At 44.7% G+C, this 26,872-nt stretch carries 22 protein-coding genes; 5 read left to right on the forward strand and 17 right to left on the reverse strand.

Going from position 1 to position 26,872, the window contains the following annotated elements:
* Window positions 1–61 precede the first annotated feature (61 nt).
* Both ilvC and BLT07_RS14885 read left to right on the forward strand, forming a co-directional pair.
* Window positions 62–1,537 (forward strand): ketol-acid reductoisomerase, encoded by a 1,476-nt coding sequence (ilvC, locus tag BLT07_RS14880; protein ID WP_091870576.1) that lies wholly within the window; start codon window positions 62–64, stop codon window positions 1,535–1,537.
* A 174-nt stretch (window positions 1,538–1,711) separates the two neighbouring features.
* Window positions 1,712–3,298, forward strand: a complete 1,587-nt coding sequence (locus tag BLT07_RS14885; RefSeq protein WP_091870581.1) for an NADP-dependent glyceraldehyde-3-phosphate dehydrogenase — start codon at window positions 1,712–1,714, stop codon at window positions 3,296–3,298.
* Between the two features lie 276 nt (window positions 3,299–3,574).
* Here the strand turns inward: BLT07_RS14885 and leuB are convergent, their stop codons facing one another.
* The 13 genes from leuB to BLT07_RS14955 form a co-directional block, all read right to left on the reverse strand.
* A complete protein-coding gene (gene leuB, locus BLT07_RS14890) occupies window positions 3,575–4,630 on the reverse strand; it encodes a 3-isopropylmalate dehydrogenase (RefSeq protein ID WP_091870586.1) in 1,056 nt (351 codons plus the stop codon).
* A gap of 163 nt (window positions 4,631–4,793) precedes the next feature.
* Window positions 4,794–6,305 (reverse strand): alpha-isopropylmalate synthase regulatory domain-containing protein, encoded by a 1,512-nt coding sequence (locus BLT07_RS14895; protein WP_091870591.1) that lies wholly within the window; start codon window positions 6,303–6,305, stop codon window positions 4,794–4,796.
* 1 nt (window position 6,306) lies between these two features.
* The gene (gene leuD, locus BLT07_RS14900) at window positions 6,307–6,903 is read right to left on the reverse strand and encodes a 3-isopropylmalate dehydratase small subunit (protein WP_091870595.1); all 597 of its coding nucleotides are present in this window, start codon (window positions 6,901–6,903) and stop codon (window positions 6,307–6,309) included.
* A gap of 52 nt (window positions 6,904–6,955) precedes the next feature.
* The gene (locus BLT07_RS14905) at window positions 6,956–7,201 is read right to left on the reverse strand and encodes a four helix bundle protein (RefSeq protein ID WP_317040774.1); all 246 of its coding nucleotides are present in this window, start codon (window positions 7,199–7,201) and stop codon (window positions 6,956–6,958) included.
* Window positions 7,202–7,351: 150 nt separating this feature from the next.
* Window positions 7,352–8,767: a 3-isopropylmalate dehydratase large subunit gene (leuC, locus tag BLT07_RS14910; RefSeq protein WP_091870599.1), complete on the reverse strand. Its 1,416-nt coding sequence runs from the start codon at window positions 8,765–8,767 to the stop codon at window positions 7,352–7,354.
* A 167-nt stretch (window positions 8,768–8,934) separates the two neighbouring features.
* The gene (locus tag BLT07_RS14915; protein WP_091870602.1) at window positions 8,935–10,818 is read right to left on the reverse strand and encodes a type VI secretion system baseplate subunit TssF; all 1,884 of its coding nucleotides are present in this window, start codon (window positions 10,816–10,818) and stop codon (window positions 8,935–8,937) included.
* A 61-nt stretch (window positions 10,819–10,879) separates the two neighbouring features.
* The gene (locus BLT07_RS14920) at window positions 10,880–11,311 is read right to left on the reverse strand and encodes a GPW/gp25 family protein (protein ID WP_091870606.1); all 432 of its coding nucleotides are present in this window, start codon (window positions 11,309–11,311) and stop codon (window positions 10,880–10,882) included.
* A gap of 143 nt (window positions 11,312–11,454) precedes the next feature.
* The gene (locus BLT07_RS14925; RefSeq protein ID WP_091870610.1) at window positions 11,455–13,920 is read right to left on the reverse strand and encodes an AAA family ATPase; all 2,466 of its coding nucleotides are present in this window, start codon (window positions 13,918–13,920) and stop codon (window positions 11,455–11,457) included.
* Between the two features lie 95 nt (window positions 13,921–14,015).
* On the reverse strand, window positions 14,016–14,522 hold the full coding sequence (gene tssO / locus BLT07_RS14930; protein ID WP_091870615.1) for a type VI secretion system TssO: 507 nt from the start codon (window positions 14,520–14,522) through the stop codon (window positions 14,016–14,018).
* Window positions 14,523–14,533: 11 nt separating this feature from the next.
* Window positions 14,534–15,676, reverse strand: a complete 1,143-nt coding sequence (gene tssK / locus BLT07_RS14935) for a type VI secretion system baseplate subunit TssK (protein WP_091870620.1) — start codon at window positions 15,674–15,676, stop codon at window positions 14,534–14,536.
* A 214-nt stretch (window positions 15,677–15,890) separates the two neighbouring features.
* Window positions 15,891–16,757: a TssN family type VI secretion system protein gene (locus tag BLT07_RS14945; RefSeq protein WP_091870625.1), complete on the reverse strand. Its 867-nt coding sequence runs from the start codon at window positions 16,755–16,757 to the stop codon at window positions 15,891–15,893.
* A 6-nt stretch (window positions 16,758–16,763) separates the two neighbouring features.
* On the reverse strand, window positions 16,764–17,675 hold the full coding sequence (locus BLT07_RS14950; protein WP_091870629.1) for a hypothetical protein: 912 nt from the start codon (window positions 17,673–17,675) through the stop codon (window positions 16,764–16,766).
* Window positions 17,676–17,836: 161 nt separating this feature from the next.
* A complete protein-coding gene (locus tag BLT07_RS14955; RefSeq protein WP_139205153.1) occupies window positions 17,837–18,475 on the reverse strand; it encodes a C40 family peptidase in 639 nt (212 codons plus the stop codon).
* 59 nt (window positions 18,476–18,534) lie between these two features.
* On the opposite strand from BLT07_RS14955, the gene BLT07_RS14960 reads away from it, so the two are divergent.
* Together BLT07_RS14960 and tssD are read left to right on the forward strand one after the other, a co-directional pair.
* Window positions 18,535–19,566: a PKD domain-containing protein gene (locus BLT07_RS14960; RefSeq protein WP_091870637.1), complete on the forward strand. Its 1,032-nt coding sequence runs from the start codon at window positions 18,535–18,537 to the stop codon at window positions 19,564–19,566.
* A gap of 449 nt (window positions 19,567–20,015) precedes the next feature.
* Window positions 20,016–20,405, forward strand: coding sequence for a type VI secretion system tube protein TssD (tssD, locus tag BLT07_RS14965; RefSeq protein WP_091870640.1), 390 nt, complete (start codon window positions 20,016–20,018; stop codon window positions 20,403–20,405).
* 237 nt (window positions 20,406–20,642) lie between these two features.
* Here tssD and fumC read toward each other — a convergent pair whose 3' ends face one another.
* On the reverse strand, window positions 20,643–22,040 hold the full coding sequence (fumC, locus tag BLT07_RS14970; RefSeq protein ID WP_091871069.1) for a class II fumarate hydratase: 1,398 nt from the start codon (window positions 22,038–22,040) through the stop codon (window positions 20,643–20,645).
* 174 nt (window positions 22,041–22,214) lie between these two features.
* Here fumC and BLT07_RS21050 point away from each other — a divergent pair, with 174 nt between their 5' ends.
* Complete coding sequence (locus BLT07_RS21050; protein ID WP_175455343.1) at window positions 22,215–22,391, forward strand: hypothetical protein; 177 nt, start codon at window positions 22,215–22,217, stop codon at window positions 22,389–22,391.
* Between the two features lie 126 nt (window positions 22,392–22,517).
* On the opposite strand, the gene BLT07_RS14975 is transcribed toward BLT07_RS21050, so the two are convergent.
* The 3 genes from BLT07_RS14975 to prfB all read right to left on the reverse strand — a co-directional run bounded on the left by BLT07_RS14975 (window position 22,518) and on the right by prfB (window position 26,790).
* Complete coding sequence (locus BLT07_RS14975) at window positions 22,518–25,079, reverse strand: TonB-dependent receptor (RefSeq protein ID WP_091870644.1); 2,562 nt, start codon at window positions 25,077–25,079, stop codon at window positions 22,518–22,520.
* An 8-nt stretch (window positions 25,080–25,087) separates the two neighbouring features.
* Window positions 25,088–25,612 carry a hypothetical protein gene (locus BLT07_RS14980; protein ID WP_091870648.1) on the reverse strand — a complete coding sequence of 175 codons (525 nt, stop codon included), beginning with the start codon at window positions 25,610–25,612 and terminating at the stop codon, window positions 25,088–25,090.
* A gap of 79 nt (window positions 25,613–25,691) precedes the next feature.
* Window positions 25,692–26,790 (reverse strand): peptide chain release factor 2 gene (gene prfB / locus BLT07_RS14985; RefSeq protein WP_139205154.1). Its coding sequence is split into 2 segments (ribosomal slippage): window positions 25,692–26,723 and window positions 26,725–26,790, totalling 1,098 coding nucleotides; the frame shifts between segments, so codons are not numbered across the junction.
* Window positions 26,791–26,872 lie beyond the last annotated feature (82 nt).

Consider the following 26,872-nt stretch of genomic DNA (forward strand, 5'->3'; position numbering starts at 1 on the left):
TTCGATTACGCTCAATATAATCTTCGCCGAAGTGTAGGAATAACAAAAAAAGAGAACATTCATGGTAAATTATTTTAATACATTATCGTTACGAGATCAATTGACCCAACTGGGAAAATGCCGGTTTATGGAAGCCAGCGAATTCGCCGATGGTGTATCCGCTTTAAAAGGAAAGAAAATCGTTATCGTAGGCTGTGGCGCCCAAGGTTTGAACCAAGGCCTAAATATGAGGGATTCGGGATTAGATATCTCCTATACCCTGAGGGAAGGCGCAATTAAGGAAAAAAGACAATCCTATCAAAACGCTACCGAAAACGGATTTAAGGTCGGTACCTATGAAGAATTGGTGCCCTCGGCCGATTTGGTCATCAACCTGACCCCTGATAAACAACACACCAACGTAGTGAGCACCATAATGCCGCTAATGAAAAAGGGAGCGACATTATCCTATTCCCATGGATTCAACATTGTTGAAGAAGGCATGCAGATCCGCGAAGATTTGACCGTTATCATGGTGGCGCCCAAATGTCCCGGTTCGGAAGTACGGGAAGAGTACAAACGTGGATTTGGAGTGCCTACATTGATTGCCGTACATCCGCAGAACGACCCGGAAGGTAAAGGCTTGGAACAGGCAAAAGCCTATGCTGTGGGAACGGGCGGACATAGAGCAGGTGTGTTGGAATCGTCTTTTGTAGCGGAAGTGAAATCCGACCTTATGGGCGAACAGACTATTCTTTGTGGCCTTTTGCAGACGGGAAGTATCTTATGTTTTGACAAAATGATCGAAAAGGGCATCGACGCCGGTTACGCCTCCAAACTCATCCAATACGGATGGGAAACCGTAACCGAAGGCATGAAATATGGCGGCATCACCCATATGATGGACCGGTTGTCTAATCCTGCTAAAATAAAAGCCTTTGAGCTATCCGAAGAAATGAAGGATATAATGCGTCCGCTTTTCCATAAGCACATGGACGATATTATGACCGGCCATTTTTCCAAGACCATGATGGAAGATTGGGCCAATGACGATAAAAATCTATTGAAATGGCGTGCCGAGACCGGGGAGACCGCTTTCGAGAAGACTCCGGCCGGAAACGACAGCATTTCCGAACAGGAATTTTACGACAACGGCGTGTTGATGGTCGCCATGGTCAGGGCAGGCGTGGAGCTGGCCTATGAATCCATGACCCAATCGGGAATCATCGGTGAATCGGCCTATTATGAATCTTTGCACGAAACACCTTTAATCGCCAATACCATCGCAAGGAAGAAACTTTTTGAAATGAACCGGGTGATTTCCGATACTGCCGAATACGGTTGCTACTTGTTCGATCATGCCTGTAAGCCCCTGTTGGCTGATTTCATGAAAAAAATAGATACCGATGTCATCGGTAAGCATTACGGAGAAGGAAAAAGCGCCCAAATTGATAATGCCAAGCTGATCGCCGTGAACAAAGCGTTACGCGAGCATCCCGTCGAAAAAGTGGGCGCAAGGTTGCGGGCGTCGATGACGGCTATGAAGCCCATTGTATAAGGTAATTGCGAGGCGATCAACGACAGTTGAAGTAAGCATAAAGGGGAAAGCGACGTGGCAATTTGTAAATATACTATACAGTAGGTTCAACAGATTGCCGCGTCGCCATTCTTAACTGCACTACGAATGGCTCCTCGCAATTTCTCTATTAATTAACATTTTAAACCAATTTTCATGTCCAAAACAACGATACCCGAAGAATTCCAGATCAAAAAACCCCTCCACCAAAAAAAATACTTGGTCAACGGCGAATTAAAAACCTGGGACGGGAACACCGCCAAGGTTTTTTCTACTATTTCATCGACCGACGAGTACAAACAAACCCTTTTGGGCAGTATTCCCGATATGGGCGAAACGGAGGCTATGGATGCTTTGAACGCCGCCGTAACGGCTTTTGACCGGGGAAAGGGTATTTGGCCGACTATGCACGTGAAGGATCGGATCGAATGTATGGAGAAATTCGTGGGCCAAATGGAAACCAAGCGCGACGAAATCGTAAAATTGCTCATGTGGGAAATCGGTAAATCGCTGCCCGATTCCCAAAAGGAATTTGACCGCACGGTGGAGTATGTTCATAATACTATTGAAGAATATAAGGACTTGGACCGAAATTCTGCCAAGTTTCAAAAACACGATGGTGTTTATGCCCATATAAAAAGAGGACCTTTAGGTGTCGTTCTTTGTTTGGGACCTTATAACTATCCGTTGAACGAAACCTTTGCTTTGTTGATTCCCGCCATCATTATGGGCAACACCACTGTTTTTAAACCGGCGAAACACGGTGTTTTATTGATTACTCCTTTATTGGAGGCTTTTCAGAATAGTTTTCCCAAGGGTGTAGTGAATGTCATCTTCGGCCGGGGTAGGGTCTTGGCGACCCCGATTATGCAGAGTGGTAAAGTAGATGTATTGGCTTTGATCGGCAACAGTAAATCCGCAAATGCCATTCAAGAGCAGCATCCAAAGAGCAGCCGATTGCGATTGGTTTTAGGCTTGGAAGCCAAAAACCCCGCTATTATCCTGCCGGATGCCGACCTTGATCTGACCATTGATGAATGTATTTCGGGTACCTTGTCCTTCAACGGGCAACGCTGTACCGCTTTGAAGGTGATCTATGTGCATGAGGATATCAAGGAAAAATTCCTAAAACGATTTGCCAAACGTGTCGACGGATTGAAATTCGGAAATCCATGGGAAGAGGGTGTCAACCTGACGCCACTGCCCGAGCCCGAAAAACCGGCCTATATCCAAGAATTGATCGATGATGCCGTTGAAAAAGGTGCAGAAATACTTAACGAAAAAGGAGGACAACATTCTGACAACTATATCTGGCCTGCCGTTCTGTATCCGGTGACCAAAGATATGCGGGTGTACCAAGAAGAGCAGTTCGGCCCGGTGATTCCCGTACTTTCATTTTCCGATATCGAAGAACCCTTAGACGATATGGCCGAAAGTAACTACGGCCAACAGGTAAGCCTATTTGGGAAGGACGTTTACGCACTTTCACCGCTGATCGATACGCTGGTCAATCTCGTATGTCGTGTCAACCTAAACAGTTCATGCCAACGAGGTCCCGATGTGTATCCGTTTACGGGAAGAAAAGATTCCGCACAGGCAACGCTAAGTGTTCACGATGCCTTGCGTTCATTCTCCATACGAACCTTTGTGGCCTTTAAGGACAACGACCTGAACAACGAAACGATTCAGCGGTTGTTGGAAGCGAAACTATCCAACTTTGTAAGTACGGATTATATCTTATGATCCTTTTAGGGCCTGTTAACACTAAGCCTGAAACCGGCTTTTTCGGCCTATTTTCGTATTTCTTCGTTGTTTTTTGCCAACGTAGCTCGCTATGTTCGGCAGAAACCGTCTAAAAATCCGAAAAGATCATCAAAAAATCCGTGATTTCCGTTTAGTGTTAACAGGCCCTAGTTCTTGCCGAGCTTCGGCGAAGTTTATAATGAGCGTATTCGAGATGCTCAGCATAAACTCCGTCGGTAGCGGCTACTCTTTTGTCAAAGTAAATGTTGATCCTGATTAGATATTTTTCGCCAGCCAGTCCCCAACTTCGCTGGTTCTGTACGATTTTCCGTCTTCGGCCAGGTCTTCGGTGACGATACCTTCCGCAAGCGATTTGTTCACCACACGGCGAATATCCTCGGCTTCCAGTTTCAGGTCGAAATCCTCAAAAAGCATCGCGGCGGATAGTACGGTGGCCAACGGATTTGCGATATCTTTCCCGGCAGCTTGCGGATAGGAACCATGGATCGGCTCGTAAAGAGACACTTTGCTTCCTACCGAAGCAGAGGGCATCAAACCCATAGATCCCGAAATTACGGAGGCTTCATCTGTCAAAATATCCCCAAAAAGGTTTTCGGTAATAATGACATCATAGCCTTTGGGCCATTGCACCAAGCGCATGGCCGTGGCATCGACAAATTCATAGGACACTTCGACTTCGGGATACTCCTTCTCCATCGCCTGCACGGTTTCACGCCAAAGTCGGGAAGACTCCAAAACATTGGCCTTATCGACACAACACAATCTCTTGGACCGTGTCATCGCCATTTCAAATCCCTTTTTCGCCAAACGCTGGATTTCGCCTCGCGTATAGGTCATGGTGTCAAAGGCCGTATTACCATCGTCTTTGCGACCGCGCTCGCCAAAATATATCCCTCCCGTCAATTCGCGTAGGATAATCAAGTCGGTACCTTCGATACGCTCCCGCTTTAAAGGGGATTTGTCGATTAGGGATGGAAATGTAAAAGTCGGACGCACATTGGCGAACAATCCCAATTTCTGGCGCATCTTTAGCAAGCCCTGTTCCGGCCGTACTTTGGCGGAAGGGTCATTGTCGAACCTTGGATGTCCGATAGCTCCGAAAAGCACCGCATCTGCATTTGCACAAATTTCATGGGTTTCATCGGGGTAGGGTTCACCCACCGCATCGATGGCAGCGGCACCGGTCAAGGCGGGCTTCCATGTAATTTCGTGTTTGTATTTATTGGCGATGGCATCACAAACTTTTACAGCTTGATCGATTACTTCCGGGCCGATACCGTCTCCGGCGAGTAGGGCAATGTTTAGTTTCATAAGGGTTTTATTAATGTACAATTGCGAGCGTAGCGCGGCAATCTTTATAACTTTTTCTGTGTTTTATTACGGGCACATCATTTGATTAGTGTTCTCAGCAAATTTCAACGGATTGCCGCGTCGATGATTTTCACGGAAAATCATCTCCTCGCAATTCTTGTTCCTAAATAATATTCAACATTTTCTCCGTCGCTTTGATCGCCGAAACGGTCTGGTCAGAATCTAGTCCTCTGGAAGTAAATTCTCTGCCATCGGTTTCCCAAGTGATGATGGTTTCGCAAAGGGCATCGGAATTACTGCCGGGGGGAATGCGCACGGCATAATCGACAAGATTGGGCAGCTTCTTTTTTCTGGACTGATATATTTTCCGCAAGGCATTCATAACAGCGTCGTACTGGCCGTCGCCGGAGGCAATCTCTTCAAAGATTTTTCCGTCGATTTCCAATGAAAGGGTAGCGGAAGGGCGCAGTCCTTTGGAATGGGTAAGTACATACGATTTCACGAAAACCTTTTGTAGATAATCGGTATTGAGAACGTCAGAGATGATATAGGGTAGGTCATCTTTGGTGACCCGCTCTTTTTTATCGCCGAGTTCGATGATACGTGCGGTTACTTTTTTAAGTTCCTCGTCGTTCAGCGTCAGGCCAAGTTCTTGAAGATTTTTTTGGATGTTGGCTTTTCCCGACATTTTACCTAGCGCATATTTGCGTTTCCGGCCAAAACGTTCGGGCATTAAATCGCTAAAATAAAGATTGTTTTTGTTATCCCCATCCGCATGTATTCCAGCGGTTTGGGTGAATACGCTATCACCAACAATAGGTTTGTTGGATGGGATGCCGATACCAGAAAACGCGGAGACCAATTTGCTCACTTTGAATAAAGCGGATTCGTTGACGCCAATCTCGACCTCGGGCAGAAAATCGTTGATGACCGCAATCGCACTGGCCATGGGCGCGTTCCCCGCCCGTTCGCCCATACCGTTAACGGTCAAATGCAGACCGTGGCAACCAGCCTTCACGGCTTCCATAACATTGGCTACGCCCAGATCATAATCGTTATGCCCATGAAAATCGAAATGGATATCGGGATAACGTTCAATGATTTCAGCAAGAAAGTCATAGGTTTCCGTATGCGTGAGTATGCCCAGGGTATCGGGAAGTAAAATACGCTTTACGGGCTGGGTGGACAGGAAATCTAAAAATTGAAAAACATAGTCCTTGGAGTTTCGCATGCCGTTGCTCCAATCCTCTAAATAAATATTATTGTTGAACCCCTTTTTTTCTGCGGATGCGAAAACTTCGGCAATTTCACTGAAATGCTGCTCCGGGCTCTTTTTGAGCTGGTATTTTAAATGGTTGAGAGAGCCTTTTGTTAAGAGGTTTTGGGTCTTTGCACCCGCTTGCTCCATCCATTTTAAGGACACACCGCCATCGACGAAGGTCAAGACTTCGACCTTATCCAAATAGTTTTTGGATGCCGCCCATTGCGTAATCTGTTTTACCGATTCCAGTTCTCCGTCGGAAACCCGCGCGGAGGCTACTTCGATACGATCTACCTTCAGTTCGTCAAGCAAAAGCTTGGCCAAGGTCAATTTCTCCGAAACGGAAAAGGATACTCCCGAGGTCTGTTCGCCGTCGCGGAGCGTGGTATCCATGATTTCTATCCTTCTCTTCATCTTACAATGGCCTATCTCCAGCAAATTCCCGGATCTGTTCTTTGATATTCAACAGATAGTCGATATCGTCAAACCCATTGAGCATATTCGCTTTTTTGTAGGCGTTGATGTCAAAACTTTCTTGGTCTTGGGTAGCCTTGATGGAAATGGTCTGCTCAGGAAGGTTGACCTCTAAAAGCGTATTCGGATCCGCTTCGATGGCCCTGAAAATCTTGTCAAGAAATTCGGGACTCACCTGTACCGGCAGCACGCCGATATTCAGGCAATTGTTGCGAAAGATATCCGCAAAAAAGCTGGATACCACACATCGGAATCCGTAGTCATAGACCGCCCAAGCCGCATGTTCGCGAGAAGATCCGGAACCAAAATTCTTACCGCCGACCAAAATCCGGCCGCTATACATGGGATTGTTCAGTACAAAATCTTTTTTCTCGGAGTGATCGTTATTGTACCGCCAATCGCGAAAAAGATTATCGCCGAAGCCCTTCCGCTCCGTTGCCTTCAAAAAGCGTGCGGGTATGATTTGATCCGTGTCCACATTCTCTATCGGAAGCGGTACTGCGGATGATGTTAGTATGTTGAATTTATCGTATGCCATTTTTTTGAGCTTTGCGCATCGCGCTTATCGCAATACGCTGATTACTTATTATTTATAATTTTCGAATTAGGTTATTCAAGCTGCGTTTGACCCTATTGACATCATTTTTTAGCAAAATGAAATCTGGCTCTGCCAAGTATCTCAAATCTTTGGCAAGAATAGTAAAATATTCAAGTTCGCTTGCTGACCCCTGTGAAATGATTAAGAAACGCTTGAATTCTGCATCCGAATCTCTTCCGCAACCTTCTGCAATGTTGGAAGGTATGGAGTACGCCGCCCGACGCATTTGACTTGTAATACCGTATAACTCTTATTTAGGAAATTTCTTAGATAATTTATACATATCAAGGGAAACTTGATGATCAAGTTCCCAAACTTTGTATTTTTTGAAATCTCGCATGACTTTAATTTTAAGCTTTTTAGAGCGTATGGCGTAAAGCGTTTAGCGCTAAGCGGTTTCCGCCTCCATCAGCTCCCGAGGATCTGTCACCTTACCGGTAACCGCAGCCGCAGCCGCAACCAGCGGACTCGCCAAAAGCGTCCGTGACCCAGGTCCTTGTCTTCCCTCAAAGTTTCGGTTCGAGGTACTGACCGCATATTTGCCGGCGGGCACTTTGTCATCGTTCATGGCCAAGCAGGCGGAGCATCCAGGTTCTCGGAGTTCAAAACCGGCTTCCTCGAGAATAGCCAACAAACCTTCCTCTTTTATGGCTTTTTCGACTTTATGGGAACCGGGTACCAGCCATGCGGTCACGTTGTCCGCTTTTTTTCTTCCTTTTACCAACGAGGTAAACAGTCTAAAATCTTCGATACGCCCATTGGTACAGCTTCCGAGGAAAACAAAATCGATAGGTTTTCCCATCATGGGATCGCCCTCGCTGAAATTCATATATTTCAAGGACTTGTGATACGTGGCCGCCCCACTATCCTTGGCATCCGCTAGGGGAATACCATGGGAAATTCCGATGCCCATCCCCGGGTTGGTACCGTAAGTAATCATCGGTTCGATATTCGCGGCGTCGAAAGTGATTTCTTTGTCAAATTGCGCATCGGCATCCGTGGAGAGCGTTTTCCAATAGTCCATCGCAGTATCCCAAGCGGCTCCGGTAGGCGTGAATTCCCTTCCTTTTACATATTCGAAGGTTTTTTCATCGGGCGCGATCATGCCGCCACGGGCACCCATTTCAATACTGAGGTTACAGACGGTCATACGCCCTTCCATTGTCATATCGCGGAAAACTTGTCCCGCATATTCCACAAAATAACCGGTGGCTCCGGAAGTGGACAATTGTGAAATGATATACAGGGCGACATCCTTGGAGGTCACCCCGAAATTTAGTTTGCCTTCAACGTTGATACGCATGCTCTTGGGCTTGGTCTGCATAATACATTGCGTGGCCAGCACCATTTCGACTTCTGAAGTGCCGATGCCAAAGGCAATCGCACCGAAAGCCCCATGGGTAGAGGTGTGGGAATCACCGCAAACAATGGTGGCCCCAGGTTGCGTAATACCGTATTCCGGCCCTACCACGTGAACGATACCGTTCTTTTCATGGCCAAGACCCCAATAGGATATTCCAAATTCATTGGAGTTTTCCTCCAACATCCGCAACTGATTGGCCGAAAGCGGATCTTCGACCGGTAGATGTTGATTGATCGTCGGGGTATTGTGATCGGCGGTGGCAAATGTTTTTTCAGGGTACATGACCTCGATATCCCGGTTCTTAATGCCCAAAAAGGCAACGGGACTGGTCACTTCATGCACCATATGGCGGTCGATAAAAAGTACGTCGGGACCGTTTTCGATGTGTTGCACCACATGCGAATCCCATACTTTATCGAACAATGTTTTTTTGTCGTTCATAGTATTTGCTTTCTAAGCATGCAAATTTAACGAAAGTAAGTCTTTCAGGAAATTATTGGGGATGGAAATTACGACGTTCAAGATACCTGGGTGCTACCCAAAACTCCTAAAGCCAAATGTATTTGCTTCCTTTGCCACTAGTGTAAACCGTATGGGTATTGGCCTTTTTAAGATATAGATGGCTCAAGGCAGCGATAGAACACCCGAAACGGCAATACATTGGCCGACCGCACCCGCAGACTGATCAACAGTTCTTTTTTGAGATGCTCCCAATCCGCTTCCATATAATCGATTTCGGCATTTTTGGTGATATGGATGTCCGTAGTGGGGGTGTAGCCAACGCCTTGTTCCTGAGAAACCATCACCCCTTTTTCGATGCTTACTTTGGTGATGCTGCTTTTGTAAATGCTGAAGCAGAGTTGTATGATGTCCTGACGGGTAACGACCCTGCCTTTGGTTAATACATGCTCACGGTAGGCGTAAATTTTATCACTGGGGGAAGGCTCGTCCCGACCGCCCAAGGTGCCGGTGACCAAGGTGAGCGAATCCGGCTGAAAGGCAGTTCCTGTTTTTGCGTTCAATTTTACATACGGATTGATTTTATTGGCCTTTTCACCTGCAGTCGTCCAATATTCCGTATAAATATTCTGGTCCCTGTTCTTTTGAATACTGTTCCGTTTAATGATCAAATAGGGAATTTTATATTTGTTATAATTACGCTGCTCGATTTTTTGTTCGATACGCGATACTATTTTTTTAAGACTTCTCAGATGGTCATCGATATATTGATCGCCCATGGTCGTAAAGGCCACACTATCTTCTTTTAAAAGGTCTAGCGTGTAGTTCAAAAGTTCAGAAGCATCGCGCTCGTCGAATCGAGAAACGCCCCCAAACCGCAGATACGCATTGGGGTGTTCATGATCTTTAGGTCCCCGGTTCTGCATAAAATAGGTGTTGCCGGTATCGCCGCTAATTTCTTGGATGTCAAAAAAGAAATCCCCGTTCACTGCCAAGGGTAGAATATTAAAAAAGGGTTGTAAGCGTTTGTTCACCGATTGTGACTTTTTATTAAGTACCGGAAAACAGTTGATATGACACCGCAGATTTTCGAGCATGGATGTGGAAACCACAGTAGAAAATTCAATTTTTATCCATAAAAGGGGCTCGTCGAATTCCTGCAAATGTGGGTTAGAAATAAATTCTGAAAATGCATCCGGATAATTTCTCAGGTTTTTCTTGATTTCCAAAGAATCATCCACGGTATAAAAATGATCTTCGTAAAATTCCTTTACATAAGTTTCGTAAAATCGGATTTTGCTTTGGATGGATTCGTTGATATAGCCGCTAAAGTCGTCCTTGACCTCCATCTGTTCGTTATAGCCTTTTACCATATCCAAGGCTTCGCCGTTCAGCGACCAATGGGCCATACCGATATGGTGTGCCAACAGTTCTTTTTGGGAAAAATTAAGGAGGTCGAAATAGCAAAGCAGTTGTTCGATGCTGTTAACGTCCTCGCCCGGGCGAATGCCCAAATACATACAGTTGGCCTCCGGGTTGGCCTTAAAATCTCCTTTGGCTAAAAAAGGAAGGTTTCTTTGGTGCTGATGTCTCAATAATTTATCCGGATACGCGATATACCGAAGTTCACAATTATTCAGGGTGAACTCGCCAGCGGGACAGAAAGCGTAATCCTCAAAAGCATCCTTTCCGTCGTCGGTAAAAATAGGCTTGCGTTTTCGGTGGTAGAACTGACTACGGGCGCTAATTTTTATATGCGATTCCATGGGAAGCGCATGCATCACCGCATGGGCCGGTTTTGCCGTTACCGAAATTTCCGGAGTCAACAGATCGACCAAGCGTTCCGTTATCTTCGTACGGCTGGTTTTGACCGTATCCGAAATGCGTTCGAACTCGTGCGCACAGGCATCAAAAAGGATGCCTACGATGGGGTCGAACGAAAACTCGATTTCCATCTCGTCAACGCCCCACACCTCCGCTGCCCGGCGTATCAATCTGTCTTTTATTTCGTCTTTGGTGAGGCTATCGTTCATGGTCGGGGATGTTATGTTTGAGGCAATTCGTTCAGTAGATCGGTATAGGTGTGGTCTAGTATTATTTATAGGATAAGGGTGCCAAATAGTAATCCCCTGTAAATCGGAAACTTTCGTCAGTTTTGATGATGATACCGGTTACGCTAATAAGCAGGTATTTTTTCAACCGTACTTTGTTGGAATTTTCTATTAGACTTTCCTTGAGTTCTATATTTAGCTCAATGTTCGTTAACCGTTTTTCATAGCGCTCAATTTGATCGGTAAGCGAATATTTGATGTGCTCTTTAAGTACGTTGGCATTTACGAGCAGGTCGAAATCGGTTTCCCAGATGGCACTGCCGAATTCGTCATCGAACGTATATTCCTCGAAATAGGTGGTGATGATAATGCTGATGAACTGGAATATGGAATCGCGCAAAGACATCTTCACCAGCGGTTTTTTTTCAAAGAAACGCTTAAAATTGAACGGGGCTTCGTAGTAGGGTTTTGCCATGGGGGTTAAAATTTAAGCGCAAGTTCAAAAAGGGAGTTTATGAGTTTATTGGTTTATGAGTTTAGAAAAGGATTGTTCGGTCATCGGTCATCGGTCATCGCCCATGGTCCAGCATCTAAAATGTAACGTCATATATCTAAAATTTATTTCATCACTGTAAAAACGATTTCTTTATCCCTCAACGCAATTTTTACTTTCTGCGGCGCTTTTATTTGTCCGGATATGATCATTTTCGATAAGGGTCTTTTCAGCTTATTACGGATAACCGCTTTTAACGGGCGTACGCCATAGGTGGATGAAAACCCGTCTAGCGATAAATGATTCTTTGTCTTTGTATCGATTTCCAAAGTGATACCCAATTTTTCTGTCAGCGCCAACAATTCTTTTTTAAGATGCAGGTCGAAGATGTACGGGACGTCGTTTTTCGAGATAGGGGCGAAGGGTACGATTTCGGTGATACGGCCCAAAAATTCCGGACGGAAATAGGGAGCCATGATGTCCATTAGCTCTTCCGAAGTGGGCGTGGTTCCACCCTCAATGGATTTCGTAATAAATTCCGACCCGATATTCGACGTAAACAGGATGACGGCATTCGAAAAATCACCTTCCTTGCCCAAACGGTCGCTGAGCTTGCCTTCGTCCAATATTTGCAAAAAGACATCGAAAACGGATTGGTGTGCTTTTTCGATTTCGTCAAAAAGGACGATGGAATACGGTTTTTGGCGGATTTTGTTCACTAGAACGCCACCTTCTTCGTAGCCGACATATCCGGGAGGTGCCCCGTATAAAAGGGCGGCGGAGTGCTCTTCCTTAAACTCCGACATATCAAAACGGATGATGGCGGATTCGTCGTTAAAAAGAAACTCGGCCAGCGATTTGGCCAACTCGGTCTTTCCCGTTCCGGTAGGGCCGGAAAAAAAGAACGATCCGATGGGCTGTCCCGCTTTTGAGAGTCCCGAGCGCGATTCGATAATGGCTTCGGCTACGGTCTGCACGGCATTGTCCTGGCCGATGACGCGTTTCTTGAGGGTGTCTTCCATATCCATCAGTCGCTCACGCTCTTGGGTCTGTACCTTGCCAGCGGGGATGCCGGTGATGTTGGAAACCATGGCCGCCAAGTCCGCCCCGTCGATATCGGTACGCTCTTTTTTGGCGTGGTCTTCAACGGACTTCAACAGACCTTTGATGTATTTTATTTTTTCGGTATATCCGGGAAAGCGGAAGGCATTTTCGGTATCGAATTTTCCTAGGACAAGGGGACTTAACAGGTTCTTTAGCATCATATAGATCCAATCGATTTCCTTGTTTTTTTCTTCCTCCGAAAGCTTTTTCGCTTTTTTTTCAATAGCATCGATTTCAGATTTTAAGGTTTTTAGATCGCCAGGAAGGGATTGTTTGGAAACATTGGCAGCGGCCATGGTTCGATCCACCAAGTCCAATGCCGAATCCGGAAGGCTTTTTTCCTTAAGGTAGCGTTGGGCAAGGCGTATGGATTCCCGCAAGGTTTCCGCTTCGATCTCAAGACCGTGATGTTCCATGTAGGTCTGGCCGACACTTTTCAGAATCCTGAAAGCGGTCTCATTATCCGGCTCCTGCAAGGTGACGGACTCGAAACGACGGCCGAGCGTATTGTCGGCAGCAATATGTTTGCGATAGCTATCTGGAGTGGTCGCCCCAATAAGAATGACCTCGCCTTTGTTCAGTTCCGATTTGATGACGTTCAAGATGCCTTGGCTTGCAGAGGAATCCTGTAAAAGCGAATGGAAATCATCAATAAAGAGGATAGGCTTTGGAAGTGCCTTGGCCTCATTGAAAATATGTTGTAAGCGATCTTCGACCTCCCCTTTGTAGGAAGCTCCGGAGAGGAGGGCAGCCGTGTCGACTTCCAAAAGACTAGCATCCTTTAGGATAGCTACAATTTTTCTATGGTAAATTTCAGAGGCCAAATTATGGATCAAGACCGTCTTGCCCACGCCAGTTTCCCCCTGAACGATAACGTTGGGTTTGGACTTTCGGCTGAGGATTTCAGCAATCATTTTCAATTCCTTGTCCCGATTGATAATAGGGGCGTAATACCCTTTCTCGGCTTCCGATAATAGGTCTTTCGTATATTTTTTAAGGATGTCGCTCGATCCCGTATTTACTGCCAATGCGTTATCTCCCGTGCTTACCTCGGTTTTTGATGTACCTTTTAGATGGTTCATCAGACCATCCAGCAATTCGGTGCTGCTGATCGGTAAGGATTTCAACTGGTCGAAACTGAAACCGACACCGGGAGTTATGGCGGAAACGAAAAGGCAAATAAGATCTGCGTCCTCTTTATTGAGTTTAACTTGGATATCCTCTGCCTCGATAAAGACCATTTTAGCCGCTGAGCTTGCCCTGACCTCCAGGGAACGTCTGGATTTTTTGGGATAGCTTTCCAAATTTACGTCTGCCCACTCCTCAATGAAATACACATCTACTCCCAAAACATGTAAGCTGCGCAAAAGGGACAGATCACGGTTTAAGACGGCCTTTACCAAATGGGGTGGACCGAAACTTTCGTGCTGGTGTTCTTCGGCAATCTGCGTCGCGATGTGTATGGCTTTTTCTAACTCTGGGTGCATGGCTGGGGGCGCGGGTTAAAAGCTGAAAGGTTGCGGGTTAAAAGTCTGACGTCTAGTATCTATGCTCTAATAGCGAAGCAGTCTTATGTCTGTTTCTAATTTCTCAGACGTTGGGAAAGCTCCAACGCCTTTTCAAGCTGACCGATTTCTTTCTCCGATGCGCTGAGCTGCTCATTCAGATCCGCAATCTCGTTTTTGGCGTTTTCGACCTGTTTGAGATCGCGTTTGGCGTCCATCAGTTTTTTATAGGTCAAAATCAGATTTTCGTACATGCTCTTATCGTCCAGCGAATCTTTGGGTATCTCGCTTTTGATATCGATAAGGTCGGCGTTGATGCTCTGTTCGAGAAAGAAATAGCCTTCCCGGGTATTTTCTAGGGAATCGATAAGCGTATCGATGTTTTCGAGATCCTTGATGAATTTCTTCTGGTAGAGAAACTCGTACCTGATTTTTTGATTCTCGGTACGCAGCACCCTATTCTCTTTCCAAGGCAATTTATAGCTGAAGAAAAATGCTGAAAAAAGAATGCCGACGGTAACGACGAACATCAGTAAAAAGAGGAGGAACGAATTTCTTCTTTCCTTTTTGTTCAATATTTCCATAATCTTAGTATTTATTCGGCCAAGAATGACGGTCCGCCGGATTTACTTGATTTTTCATTAACTATATTTTCATGTACAAAAATGCCCATATCACGTCGTTTTCCGATATAATCTACCTGGGTGAGTACGGTAAGTAACCTATCCATGATTTTCATAAAAGCGGATACCGTTTTTATATTTTCATTGACATCGAGGTGGTTGTAGTTCAGGTTGATGATATCGGTGAAAGTTTTTTCATAAGCACCGCCTTTGAGGTCCGTCCATTCCCCAAAATAATTGAACAACTGTTCTTTGTTTTCGGGGGATGATACATCGACCGAACCTTTGAAAATACGCGCAAAACTCACCAAAATCTTCAACAGGTCTTTCGGATGCATATCGTATTGCTCCCATTTTACCGTGGTCATCTGTTGGGCGAGGTATGCATAAATTTTATCGACCGCAATGAACATCGCATCAGAAATGGTATTTTCGTTCTGCTTCGACTTGATTTTTTGAACTATGGTGATGGCATTGCGTTCCGACATCTTCAAGAAACTGGCTGCCTGGTCGTAGAAATCCATCAATTGGTCATGAGCGCCCAAACTGGTGCAGGGCGGAATATAATCGGTAGTCGCGGATAGGCCTTTACCGTCTTTTACGATTTTGGCGACGGGCAGCTGATTGCCCGATAATCCGGTTTTTTTAAGTTCCTCGGCATCGATAAAGGTGAAAAAATGGCCGTTGGTGAGAAACGGGTACCGTGGCGGCACCTCTTTGGGATCCTGCTCACCGAAGGCAACGGAATTTTGGGTGTCTAGGTTGATGATCAAGAAACCTTCCTCGCTTTTTGTATCCAGAAAATCAGAGACTATAATGTCGTCTTCAACACTGGGCGTCTCTTTGGTGATTTCTATACGGTTGCCATTCGGTGTTATCGCCCGTAACTCTTTGATGGAAATTTTTAAACTTTTATGGATATCAAGATGGATGGCAGAGTGATTTTTACTACCCGTATGAGAGGCTAAATAGCCATAAGTATGGCGTCCCTTTCGGGTTACAAAAGCATCCTTCACACTATTTTCGGCGAAATTCTGAAGACTCTGAAAATGGGTTTTAGAGATTTTCATCCCATCGATCCAATTGATTTTAAAATTTCTGATATCCTCGGTCATGCTATTGTATTTTATTACTGGTTGATTTTATTTTGTCTAGTTTTAACCTGCGACCTGCGACCTGCGACCTGCGACCTGCGACCTGCGACCTGCGACCTGCGACCTGCGACCTGCGACCTGCGACCTGCGACCTGCTGCGACCTGCTGCAACCTGGGACCTGCTGCGACCTGCTGCGACCTGCTGGGACCTGCTGCAACCTGGGACCTGCAATCATCATATCCTCTGGCAAACCACCACATCCCCATCTTCAAGATTGTTTTTTTCAACGCTCAGCCCGGAATCTATATGTTTCGACGAACCGTACCATTTGGGTTTGAGATAAAAATACCATCCATGAGGATTGCCTGAATCTTCGGTCAACTCAATTTTTGAGGTCGCTTTTTTTCCGTTGTAATCATTGATAAATAAAAAGAAAAGACGTCCGAAATCCATATCCTTGGGCGCTTTCGCCTTAAAACGGGTCATGTGTTCTTCCCTTGCATTCTTATGGAACATAAAGTTGAGAACGATCATATTGTTGAGTTCGTAATGTTTCGGGGAGTCATATTTTTTTTCCAATGGATAATACCATTTTGAATAGAGCTTTACGGGAATGGAAACCGAATAATTGAATAAAACGTAAAAACAGGTGGGAATCACGAAAGCAGCGGCCATTACAAAATAGTAGGGCAAAAACTCCAAATCATCATAATAGGAACCGATCATGATGATTGGAATAAACAACGCTAATGACGTTATAAAAGCGAATTGCAATTCCTGAAAGCTATTGTTGGTATCGAACTTCGTAAATGCGATACGATAAAAATAGACGTGAATTGCCCCCAAGATAAAAGCGCAGCCCAACAGTGTTAGATAGCGAAGCATTACCGTAGATTGGCGTAGGTTATAAACTATAGCGGCAATAACGACCATTACCACAAGATGGATGAGCAGATAATAGTAGAACTTCTTCTGTTGCTTTCTGAACCCTGGCGTTTTCGATTTTATAAGATGTAGCCCGATGAACGCCAATAAAAGTATGACCATAAAGGGAATCAGGGCATCAAGGCTGATGAATCTTGAAAAATAACTTGTAACCATAGTGCTCTAAATTGTTGTCGATATACCGAGCCTACCTGCGTAGACCGTCTCGCTAAGTACAAATTTTGTTTTTGGTCCCGCGATGGTAAAATTGATTTCAAAATCACTTTCAAAGGGCAATGTATGTTCTAGAAAAAATGTTACTACCGAGATTATTTTTCCGTTCGGCAGATAGTCTTCGATAGCTTCAGGCCGTTCAATATCCTTTATTGTAAACGTATATTTCGGAAGAAAGGTCTTGGACTGCCCAGAGGTGGCCATGTTTACGCCCAATTGCCAAGACGTATCCTCAGATTGATACTCGAGGGGTACAAAACCTTGTTCAATGGTCACCCTTTCTTCGATGATTTTTTCCAATATCCTTTGTAACAACGGTAAATTTCCGGCAATCTTGTACATTAAGGGTATCGACTTTAAGATTTTGGCTGCCATTTTTTCGGGAATGCCGGCATCGATGTGCCATAAATCCGTGAGAAAGTCTACCAAATTAGCACTTCCGAGGGATTGAAATATCTTGTCCTCGTCTTTTTCGATGGCTACCCGCTGCATAAAAAATTCGGTTTCCAAGGGCTTGAAAAATTTACGCACCTGTTCTTCCTCTAATTTTCGATTTTTGTAATCGGCCACCATGATGGATACAAAAGGGGTGCTGCTGTAAGCCGTATGAAAAAATCGTTCGGGAAATATGTTGTAGAAACTACGCCGACTTAAGTGCACCTCAAGTTTCCCCCCGTTTGTGTCATTTTCTACGATTCGGGTGATGTCCTTACTAAAACGTCGTTTAAAATAATCGGATAGGTTCATGTCCAAAGCTACGTCGCCTTCCAAAAGATGGGCAGCAAAGGTTTCAGCCTTTAGGTCAAAATCAAGGTCGAAAACCTGTTGTTGAATAGACTGATTTGGATTCGTTTCTTTCATCCCTAATTCATTTTAATAATGGAATAACCTGAGATTCTGTCTCGTATTGTGTTTTTAACCGCCAAGGGTTTAATTTCCCGTTACTTTCCACCTTTTTCCTATTTTGGAATTTGGGATTTGATTTTTGGAATTTGATATCGGTATGTTTCCATCGAGGTAGTTCATTGGGTCAGCAAACGGGCACTGGCCACATATTTATCCTGCCAATAGTGGGTGTCTAAATCGGTAATTTCCACACCTCGCGGAGCGTTAGACCCCAAAAACTTTCCGTTTTGAAGGTAAATGCCCACGTGTGATACGATTTCGTCTTGGTAGCGTAATCTGAAAAATACCAGATCCCCTTCCTTTAAATACTTTTGGCTTTTAAATTGGGCGCGGGTGTCAAAATAGAATTGTTGCACAGCGGTTCGTGGAATCTCTTTACCATAAACCTCGGCGTATATCTGTTGTGTTAAAGAAGAACAATCTATACCCTCATAGGAACTACCGCCCCATTGATAGGGAGTATCCATCCATTTCGTGATTGCCGCATATAATTTTTCGTTACCTAGGGAATCGGTAGAAACATTCAGCAATGCGGCGTACCGCTCTTTCTCTTTAGGGGTTAGATACTTGGATGTTTTAGAGGTAGTGGTGATCGGTTTAGATTGTATTTCTTCTTTTTCGGCTCCATTTTCTTTGGATTTGTTAAGCTTGGTGATTTCTCGCTTGTAGTACGAATAATCCGTCGTTTCATACGTTTTTTTTCCACATGAACCTGATAGCACAATAACTAGGAGAAACATCAGTTTTAATTTCATGGCAAAATTGATTTTCGTATTGATTTTTTTATGCGTAGCCAATAAATAGGAATTTTCTCATGAGGAATAAAGGAATAAAAACCCACTTTGACCGAAACGTATTTATTACCTTTTTAGTATTCTTTTTGGTCGGTTTTGCGCTATTATCCTTCAAGATGAACTCGACCGTCGATTGTGCCGATGTAGGTTTTGAAATCATTTCAAATTCCTATACTACCGAAGATCTTATTGAGTTCAAGAGCACCGATACCTCGGGTGTGGAATGGATTTGGGAATTTGACGACGAAAGTTCACCGGTATACCGCTCTGACGTAGTGCATCAATTTACAGCACCCGGAAAATATACCGTATCCCTTCGAATGAACGGCCAATGTATGGCAACCCAGGATATTACCATTATAAAGCGTAAAAACTTAATCGATCCCGATTTAATACCCAATATTATTTTGCCCAAGTACGTAAGGGTAGGTGAGGAGGTGGAATTTGTTAACGATTCGAAATTTGCAAAAAGCTGGCAATGGAGCTTTGGGGAAACTACGGGCGTTGATGGTAGAGGTAAAAGAGAGAAATACACCTATAAGCAACCGGGCGAGAAAACGATTTTATTGGTGGTCAATGAAGATCGCAGACACGAGGCCAAGCAGCGTATTACGGTGCTACCCGTTCTAAGGCAGCGTAAAAAAAGAAATACCTCACAAAGAACAGATCCGATAGAAAACGTCTTGCGCCAGCAAATTATCGACAAGCCGATTGCGGAAACTAAAAGTGAGGAAGAGGAGGAAAGGAAGAAGGAGGAGGAAAACATAAACCGTATTGAGGTTTCGGAAAACGAGTTGCAACAACTATTTGTAAGCTATTCAAACCGGAAGATAGACGATACCGCCATTCGAAATTACTTTTGCTACAGCAATATCCCTGTTTTTAATAAGACTGGCGATAGATTTACGGTAAGTCAGTTCTTTAACGAGATCAGGGACGTCAAACTAGAGCTGAACGGTATCAAAATGGTGCGTGATAAAAAGACGGGTTGTGTCAAGAGTATGACCGTCGATATGCGTACCAAAAAAGGTTTGTTTTGGAAGAAGTTTTAGATCCAGTATTGGGTCCATTGGTTGAACTCATTTCGAGGTATTGACTGGAGCGGGGAATATGGACCTTTGAGATTAGACGAAACCATTCTGTAACAGTATAGCGGTGGCTACGATTTTGAAAAATGATGAAATAGGGCCTCCAATTGTGATATTCGGAGGTAAAAGTGAAAGTCAAAATGTGTTCATTTAGGGTGATATCTCTGAAATGGTATTACAGTTTTTCTGTAGTAAAAAGTAGGTGAAATGTAAATTTTGTTTTTTAAAAGGGAACACCCTATTAAAATATCGGGGAACGGCAGCGGGCTATGTCATTCATCGAAAAAAGGGTTCCTATAAAGTAGCTCATCGAAAAAAACCTATTTGTCTTATACCTTTTTATAATTTAACTCTGTCTTTTATGACGTTATATAATTCTTAATTAGGCAATTATTGCCACAAAAACCATTTTTATGTCTTTTAAAGCCAAATTGAATTTAGGAGGAAAAGAGTACAAAGTGCTGCATTGCTCCTACGATCTGAACCAAGAAGTAGATCCTACAGGAAGACCATCTTCTGTAACTAGAGGCGGTAGGGTAGCCCTTACTGTGGAGTCTACCGGTGACACCGCTCTCTTTGAATTGATGACCGATAATTTCGGTAAAAAAGACGGTAGCATTATATTTACTAAAAGAGATACTGACGCAACCTTGAAAGAACTTAAGTTGACCGAGGCCTATATGGTCAAATATAAAGAGCATTTTGACTCGACAGGTCAAAATCCTTTAACGGAGTCCTTTACACTTTCTGCCAAAGAAATCTCTTGTGGTGGAGGTCAGCACAAAAACGATTGGGTAATCTGATTTATTCGTTACTATAATTTGAAAAGGACCGATTTGAAAAAGTCCGTCCTTTTTAATTTTTTATTCAGAAATTTTCATTAAAGTCTTTAGACTTTTTCTTTTAACTGCCATATTCCCATTTTTCAACCTAATTTCGTCTTTTTTCAGTTCCGTAGCTAAGGCTATGCAACTGAAAAATGACATCATTAGGGCAAAAAAGCCGAATATCTCGGTTCCAAACATAAAGTCTAATGGACTTCATTTTAGACTTCCTACCATTTCCTCTGGCTTCACCCATTCATCATATTCTTCGGCGGTAACATAGCCAAGGTTGATGGCTTCCTCCTTTAATGTCGTACCATTCTTATGTGCTGTATTGGCTATTTCCGCAGCTTTGTAATACCCGATTTTGGTATTCAGCGCGGTAACGAGCATCAGGGAATTGTTCAGCATTTGTTCGATAACCTTATAATTAGGTTCGATTCCTTCAGCACAATTTTCCTCAAAACTGACACAGGCATCACCTATCAACTGGGCGGATTGCAGCATATTGGCCGCCATCAAGGGCTTAAATACATTAAGCTCGTACTGCCCTTGGGTACCGCCTACAGATATGGCAACATCATTGCCCATCACCTGTGCACAGACCATGGTTAAGGCTTCGCATTGGGTAGGGTTCACTTTACCGGGCATGATGGAACTGCCCGGTTCATTGGCGGGTATGTTTATCTCCCCGATTCCCGATCGCGGTCCGGATGCCAACATTCGTATATCGTTGGCAATTTTGTTCAACGAAACTGCCAGTTGTTTCAAGGCTCCGTGACTTTCGACAATAGCGTCATGGGCTGCCAAGGCCTCGAATTTATTATCGGCAGTTCGAAAGGGGAGTTCTGTAAAATCTGAAATGTACTTCGCTACGAGCACGTCGTAACCGGCAGGTGTATTAAGTCCCGTTCCGACGGCCGTTCCGCCCAACGCCAATTCACTTAGATGGTCTAATGTGTTTTTCAAGGCTTTTAGGCCGTGATCGAGCTGGGAGACGTAGCCTGAAAATTCCTGTCCCAATGTCAAGGGCGTAGCATCCATCAAATGGGTACGCCCGATTTTCACCACCTTGGCAAAGTCTTTTGATTTTTTACGGAGTGTATCCCGTAACTGTTCCACACCGGGGATGGTGGTTTCTACGATTTTTTTATAGGCCGCGATGTGCATTCCCGTTGGAAAGGTGTCGTTGGAGGATTGGGATTTATTCACATCGTCGTTGGGCTGAATGGTCTTTTCACCTGCCCCGATTATTTTTCCTGCCATCTCGTGTGCGCGGTTGGCAATGACCTCATTGACGTTCATATTGCTTTGCGTACCCGAACCCGTCTGCCAGATGACCAAAGGAAATTGGTCGTCGTGTTTGCCCTGGACTATTTCGTCACAGACCTGGGCGATCATATCTCTTTTTTCTTCGGATAATACCTCCAATTCGCAGTTGGCATAGGCGGCGGCCTTTTTGAGATAGGCGAAGCCGTAGACAATATCCAACGGCATGGAAGCCGCAGGGCCTATCTTGAAATTGTTTCGGGAGCGTTCGGTCTGTGCGCCCCAATATTTATCGGCGGGTACCTGTACCTCGCCCATGGTGTCTTTTTCAATTCTATATTCCATCTCCCCTGTATTTTGGTTTCTAACAAAGATAGGGGTTGGCCCGTTTATTTTCAATAGGTCGTTCACTGAATTCAACATATTTTGGATTTCCAACCCCTAACTTCATAATTTTTTAATTTCCATTTGCAATTCTACCCGTTTTACAAGTATCTTTGTGGAAGCAAATAGAAATGTATGTTCGAATTCGACCAATATTTAGGGTTTTTAGCTTTTTTGACTATTTTGACCATCGGCTTTTGGCTTATGATTTTTTTACTGATGTTCGTCGTACCGTATTGGTTGGGCGGAAATCTTTTGGAACGTTATAAAGAATGGAAAGCGGAGAAAAGGGCCAAACGCGAGGCATTGTAATTCGAAATGAACTGTTAAAAAAGCCGGGGAAGTCAATTTTGACTTCCCCGGCTTTTTTAATGATATTAGTTATCGTAGGGTTGCAATATATTGCAATTCCTACTGTGTGGGTTTCCTCCATCGCAATTATCCCTCAAATTCCCCATCGCCCTCACCGCCACCGTCTCCACCACCACGGCCGTTTTCACGTTTCTTGGCCTGGTTGAAACGATAGGTGAACGTGAAGGTAAATGATCGTTGCCGCCATTGGAACTCGCTGCGGGAGGTAAAGAAATCCGTTTGGGTCACCGACCTGCGTTTGAAGGAGTTCAAAAGGTCGTTCACGTTCATCGACATTGTGCCATTGTCGTTCAAGATATCTTTGCTAAAGGCGAGATTGATGCCGAAAAGTCCTTCGGTCTCAGTTTGGGCGGTCGATCGAGGGCCCCTGTAAAAGGCATTGGTCTGCCATTCCACTTTCGCCGGTAAGGAAACTTTAGAGCTAAAGCGGGCGAACCAGCTTGAATTGTCGGTTCCGTAGTCTACGCCATTAAAGACACCTTCTGAAGCGAACTTAAAAATATTGAAACTGCCGTTCAGCCGCAACCATTTGGTAGGGTTGTACATCAGGCCGGCTTCGGCGCCATAGCGGTTTTCGGTGGCCAGGTTTATCGGTATGGACCGAATTATTTGTATACTGTCAGTTGTAACTTGCCCCGTCGGTTCCTGAACCCTTTCAAAGGCGTTCGTTTCCCTTTGGTAATAGATGGATGAGGTCAAGGTCAGTTTGTCCCATCTTTTTAGATATCCGAGATCAAAAGCGTTGGAAAACGCGGGGTCTAAATCGGGATTTCCTTGAAAAATATTCGTTCGGCTCGATCGGGAAGGGAAGGGGTTGATGTACCAACCTCCAGGCCGGTTGATACGGCGGTTGTAGCCCAACGAAATATTTTCCCTGCCTTCTTCGTCGAACTCGTAAATTAAGTTGAGCGTTGGAAAAAGGCCCAAATATTTTTTATCGAAATTCGCTTGGATATCCACGCCCAGACTTTCTTCGAAATCATTATTGTCGAATGCCGAATTCAATTGGCCTTTCAATTGGGTATGTTCCAGACGCAATCCGAGAAGAAAGGAAAACGGTCCGAATTTGTTTCCGTATTGGGTATAGAGGGCGTTTACATTTTCGTCGTAGGTAAATTTGTTGGTCAAATTTTGGTTCTGTACGAATTGCCCGCTGGCTTGATCCAACGAATCCAAACGGTAATCGGTAATGTCTTGCTCAAAATTGCCGCGATAGCCTGCTTCAAACTGGGCATCTCCCATCGGTAGCACATAATCGGCCTGGATCAGATATTCGTTCTGCTTTTCGTTTTCGAACACATCTTCAAGCACTATGAGGTTATCGTCGGGCAAGGTTGTGCGTTCCTCAATGGTTGAGTTTTTGATTTCGTCGTCTTTGGAGTATTGAAAATCCGCTGTTAGCTTCTGCCCATCTTCATCGAGCTTGTTGACGTAGTTCAGTGAAATCTGATAGCTATCTTGGTCTTGGTTTTCCCCTTCTTCGCGAAAGGTTCTGCTATTCAATTGATCTGCAATAAACCGTCGGTTGGTGTTTTCGGTCAGATCTTCGTCTTTTGAGGTCCGATAAAAAATACTACCGGTAAGCGAGGAGTTGTCGGTAAGGAAATATTCGGCGCCTAGGTTGGTGTTAAAGCCTTTATCACGCCTGTTGTAGATTCTGTCTTCAATAACCCGATCGAATCTCCCGGAACTATATGTATTGTCAAAAAACGCATTGCCCGGTGCGTCGCGGTACCGATAGCTGGTCGTATTAAAAATATTGAACTTATCGGTTCGCAGGTTCACATTGGCGGTAATACCGCTGCTGGACGGGTACCCAATATTGGCACTGACCGAACCGTTGAAGCCCAATGTTTTTTCTTTTTTTAGGATGATGTTCAAGATACCAGCGGTTCCCTCGGCATCGTATCGGGCCGAAGGACTGGTAATGACTTCTACCTTTTCGATGGCATCGGCGGGCAGCTGTTTCAAAGCTTCGGTTGAGCCAAAACCGGCCATGGCGGATGGTTTTCCATTAATCAAGATGCGTACGTTTTCATTGCCTCGAAGGCTAATGGCACCTTCTACATCGACGTTCACGGAGGGAACATTGTTAAGTGCATCGCTAATGGTAGCCCCGCTTGTCGTCAAATCTTTACCGATATTATAGATTTTTTTATCGAGCCGTACTTCGACCGTCGTCTTTTCACCGACGACCTCGACCCCTGCAAGTTCAGAAGCAGCTATACTTAAAGAAATCGTGCCTAAATCGATAGACTCCTTAAAGCTTTTTTGGGGTACCTTGTAGGTCTTATAGCCGATATATTCAATGCTGGCGTTGTATTCACCAGGTGCAGTTTCCACTTCGAACCTCCCATTGCCATCGGTTATACCGCCGTTGACCTTACCAGGGTTCGCAATACTCTGCAAAACCAAGGTGGCATACTCTAAAATTTGTCCGGTTTCTTTGTCAATGACCGTTCCGCTGATTTTAATCGATTTCTCTTCAATGTCCGGTGTACTTTGGGCAGTATTGGTTTGAGTGTCCGATGGTTTTTGAGGAGTATTTGTTCTATCGTCCGGCGGACTTTGGGCAAAAACTGTAAATGAAATAAATAGTGATAGGAATAGTGGGAAACATTTTTTCATAGCAATGATTACGATTTATCTTTCTTTTTCTTTTTACGCTTTTTTTCCTTTTTCTTTTCTTTTTTGGTCTTTTGAATGCCTTTTTCCTGCATCTCTACAAAGGCATCGTACTTTTCAATAGGCAGGCCGGCCTTTAATTCCTCATCTTGAGCCTTGGTGATTTTCTCCATACCCTCCCGCATTTGCTCGGGCGAAAGTTCAAGAATCTGCATTTCGATACGTTTCTGTAAATACTTTTTTAGCGTGGAGCTCAATACCGCTTCTTCGAATGGATTCAGTTCCAGGGCTTCGGAGATGCCCGGCATTTCACCATCTACGATTTGCTCTGCCGTTTTAGGCTCTGGCTCTTTTGGGGTTTCTTGAACTTGGGGGATAGCACTACGCTGTCTGCCATACCCATAGCCGCTGCCATAGCCTCCGCCGCCATATCCATAACCGCCGCCACCGTATCCGCGGCCGTATTGGGCCTGTAGTTCTCCGCCAGTGAACAATAAAATAAAAAGAATAATAAGGTGTGTGACTTTGATTTTCATGAGTAACGTTTTAGTGTGATAGTGAATTTAGAGGAAGGTTTAATGGATGTTGGTTAAAGGTTTGTTAAAAGGATGGGGCCTATTCCTCCTCCTGGCCCATCATCATCAAAAAGGCTTTTAGGAAGGCATCGATATCCCCGTCCATTACCGCATCTACGTTTCCGGTTTCGTGGGAAGTGCGTACATCCTTTACCAATTTATAGGGATGCATCACGTAGTTCCGGATCTGGGAACCCCATTCGATTTTCATTTTTGAGGATTCGATTTCCTCACGTGCCTCCATCTTTTTTCGTAGCTCGATCTCGTACAATTGCGATTTCAGCATCTTCATAGCTGTCGCGCGGTTATCGTGCTGGCTTCGGGAGTCGGAACAGGAAATCTGGATGCCGGTCGGATGGTGCGTTAATTGCACCTTGGTTTCCACTTTGTTTACGTTCTGCCCCCCTGCACCGCTCGACCTTGCCGTGGTAATCGTATAATCCGCGGGATTGATATCGATTTCAATGCTATCATCCACTAACGGATAGACATACACGGAAACAAAGGAAGTATGCCGTTTGGCATTGCTGTCGAAAGGGGAGATACGCACTAAACGATGCACCCCGTTTTCCCCTTTTAACCAGCCGAAGCCATAATCGCCATCGATTTCCAGGGTTACGGTCTTGATACCCGCCACGTCTCCTTCCTGATAGTTGAGTTCTTTGACTTTATAGCCGTTCTTTTCCGCCCACATCATATACATACGCATGAGCATCGACGCCCAATCACAGCTTTCCGTGCCTCCGGCACCCGCTGTAATCTGCAAAACGGCAGACAATTCGTCACCTTCTTCTGAAAGCATGTTCTTGAATTCCAGCTTTTCGATTTGTTTCAGGGCCTTTTCATACTGGCCTTCGACTTCCTCTTCCTTGATTTCGCCTTCCTCCTGAAATTCGAGCAGTACTTCGAGATCGCCCACAGCGGCGTCGGCTCTATTATAATCATCGACCCATTGTTTCTTGGACTGAATGAATTTCATGTGTGCCTGCGCTTCTTGGGGATTGTCCCAAAAATCGGGAGCGAGCGTTTTCTCTTGCTCGTTCTCTATTTCGATACGTTTCGCATCGACGTCAAAGATACCGTCTTAGCGAACCAAGGCGGTCCTGTAGACCTTTGAACAGGTCTGTTGTGATTGTCATATTCTTCTAATTTTGGGCAAAAGTACGCTTTAGACTTGAGATTTTAGCACCTCGACTGCGCTCGTTGCGTCAAATTTTGGAT

It is taken from the genome of Pricia antarctica, assembly GCF_900101815.1.
Classification (GTDB): domain Bacteria; phylum Bacteroidota; class Bacteroidia; order Flavobacteriales; family Flavobacteriaceae; genus Pricia; species Pricia antarctica.

Bases quoted from the DNA above. Each gene is read 5' to 3' on its own strand.
- ilvC (WP_091870576.1), top strand. From the start codon at position 62: ATGGTAAATTATTTTAATACATTATCGTTACGAGATCAATTGACCCAA.
- BLT07_RS14885 (WP_091870581.1), top strand. From the start codon at position 1,712: ATGTCCAAAACAACGATACCCGAAGAATTCCAGATCAAAAAACCCCTC.
- leuB (WP_091870586.1), bottom strand. From the start codon at position 4,630: ATGAAACTAAACATTGCCCTACTCGCCGGAGACGGTATCGGCCCGGAA.
- BLT07_RS14895 (WP_091870591.1), bottom strand. From the start codon at position 6,305: ATGAAGAGAAGGATAGAAATCATGGATACCACGCTCCGCGACGGCGAA.
- leuD (WP_091870595.1), bottom strand. From the start codon at position 6,903: ATGGCATACGATAAATTCAACATACTAACATCATCCGCAGTACCGCTT.
- leuC (WP_091870599.1), bottom strand. From the start codon at position 8,767: ATGAACGACAAAAAAACATTGTTCGATAAAGTATGGGATTCGCATGTG.
- BLT07_RS14915 (WP_091870602.1), bottom strand. From the start codon at position 10,818: ATGAACGATAGCCTCACCAAAGACGAAATAAAAGACAGATTGATACGC.
- BLT07_RS14920 (WP_091870606.1), bottom strand. From the start codon at position 11,311: ATGGCAAAACCCTACTACGAAGCCCCGTTCAATTTTAAGCGTTTCTTT.
- BLT07_RS14925 (WP_091870610.1), bottom strand. From the start codon at position 13,920: ATGCACCCAGAGTTAGAAAAAGCCATACACATCGCGACGCAGATTGCC.
- tssO (WP_091870615.1), bottom strand. From the start codon at position 14,522: ATGGAAATATTGAACAAAAAGGAAAGAAGAAATTCGTTCCTCCTCTTT.
- tssK (WP_091870620.1), bottom strand. From the start codon at position 15,676: ATGACCGAGGATATCAGAAATTTTAAAATCAATTGGATCGATGGGATG.
- BLT07_RS14945 (WP_091870625.1), bottom strand. From the start codon at position 16,757: ATGGTTACAAGTTATTTTTCAAGATTCATCAGCCTTGATGCCCTGATT.
- BLT07_RS14950 (WP_091870629.1), bottom strand. From the start codon at position 17,675: ATGAAAGAAACGAATCCAAATCAGTCTATTCAACAACAGGTTTTCGAC.
- BLT07_RS14955 (WP_139205153.1), bottom strand. From the start codon at position 18,475: ATGAAATTAAAACTGATGTTTCTCCTAGTTATTGTGCTATCAGGTTCA.
- BLT07_RS14960 (WP_091870637.1), top strand. From the start codon at position 18,535: ATGAGGAATAAAGGAATAAAAACCCACTTTGACCGAAACGTATTTATT.
- tssD (WP_091870640.1), top strand. From the start codon at position 20,016: ATGTCTTTTAAAGCCAAATTGAATTTAGGAGGAAAAGAGTACAAAGTG.
- fumC (WP_091871069.1), bottom strand. From the start codon at position 22,040: ATGGAATATAGAATTGAAAAAGACACCATGGGCGAGGTACAGGTACCC.
- BLT07_RS21050 (WP_175455343.1), top strand. From the start codon at position 22,215: ATGTTCGAATTCGACCAATATTTAGGGTTTTTAGCTTTTTTGACTATT.
- BLT07_RS14975 (WP_091870644.1), bottom strand. From the start codon at position 25,079: ATGAAAAAATGTTTCCCACTATTCCTATCACTATTTATTTCATTTACA.
- BLT07_RS14980 (WP_091870648.1), bottom strand. From the start codon at position 25,612: ATGAAAATCAAAGTCACACACCTTATTATTCTTTTTATTTTATTGTTC.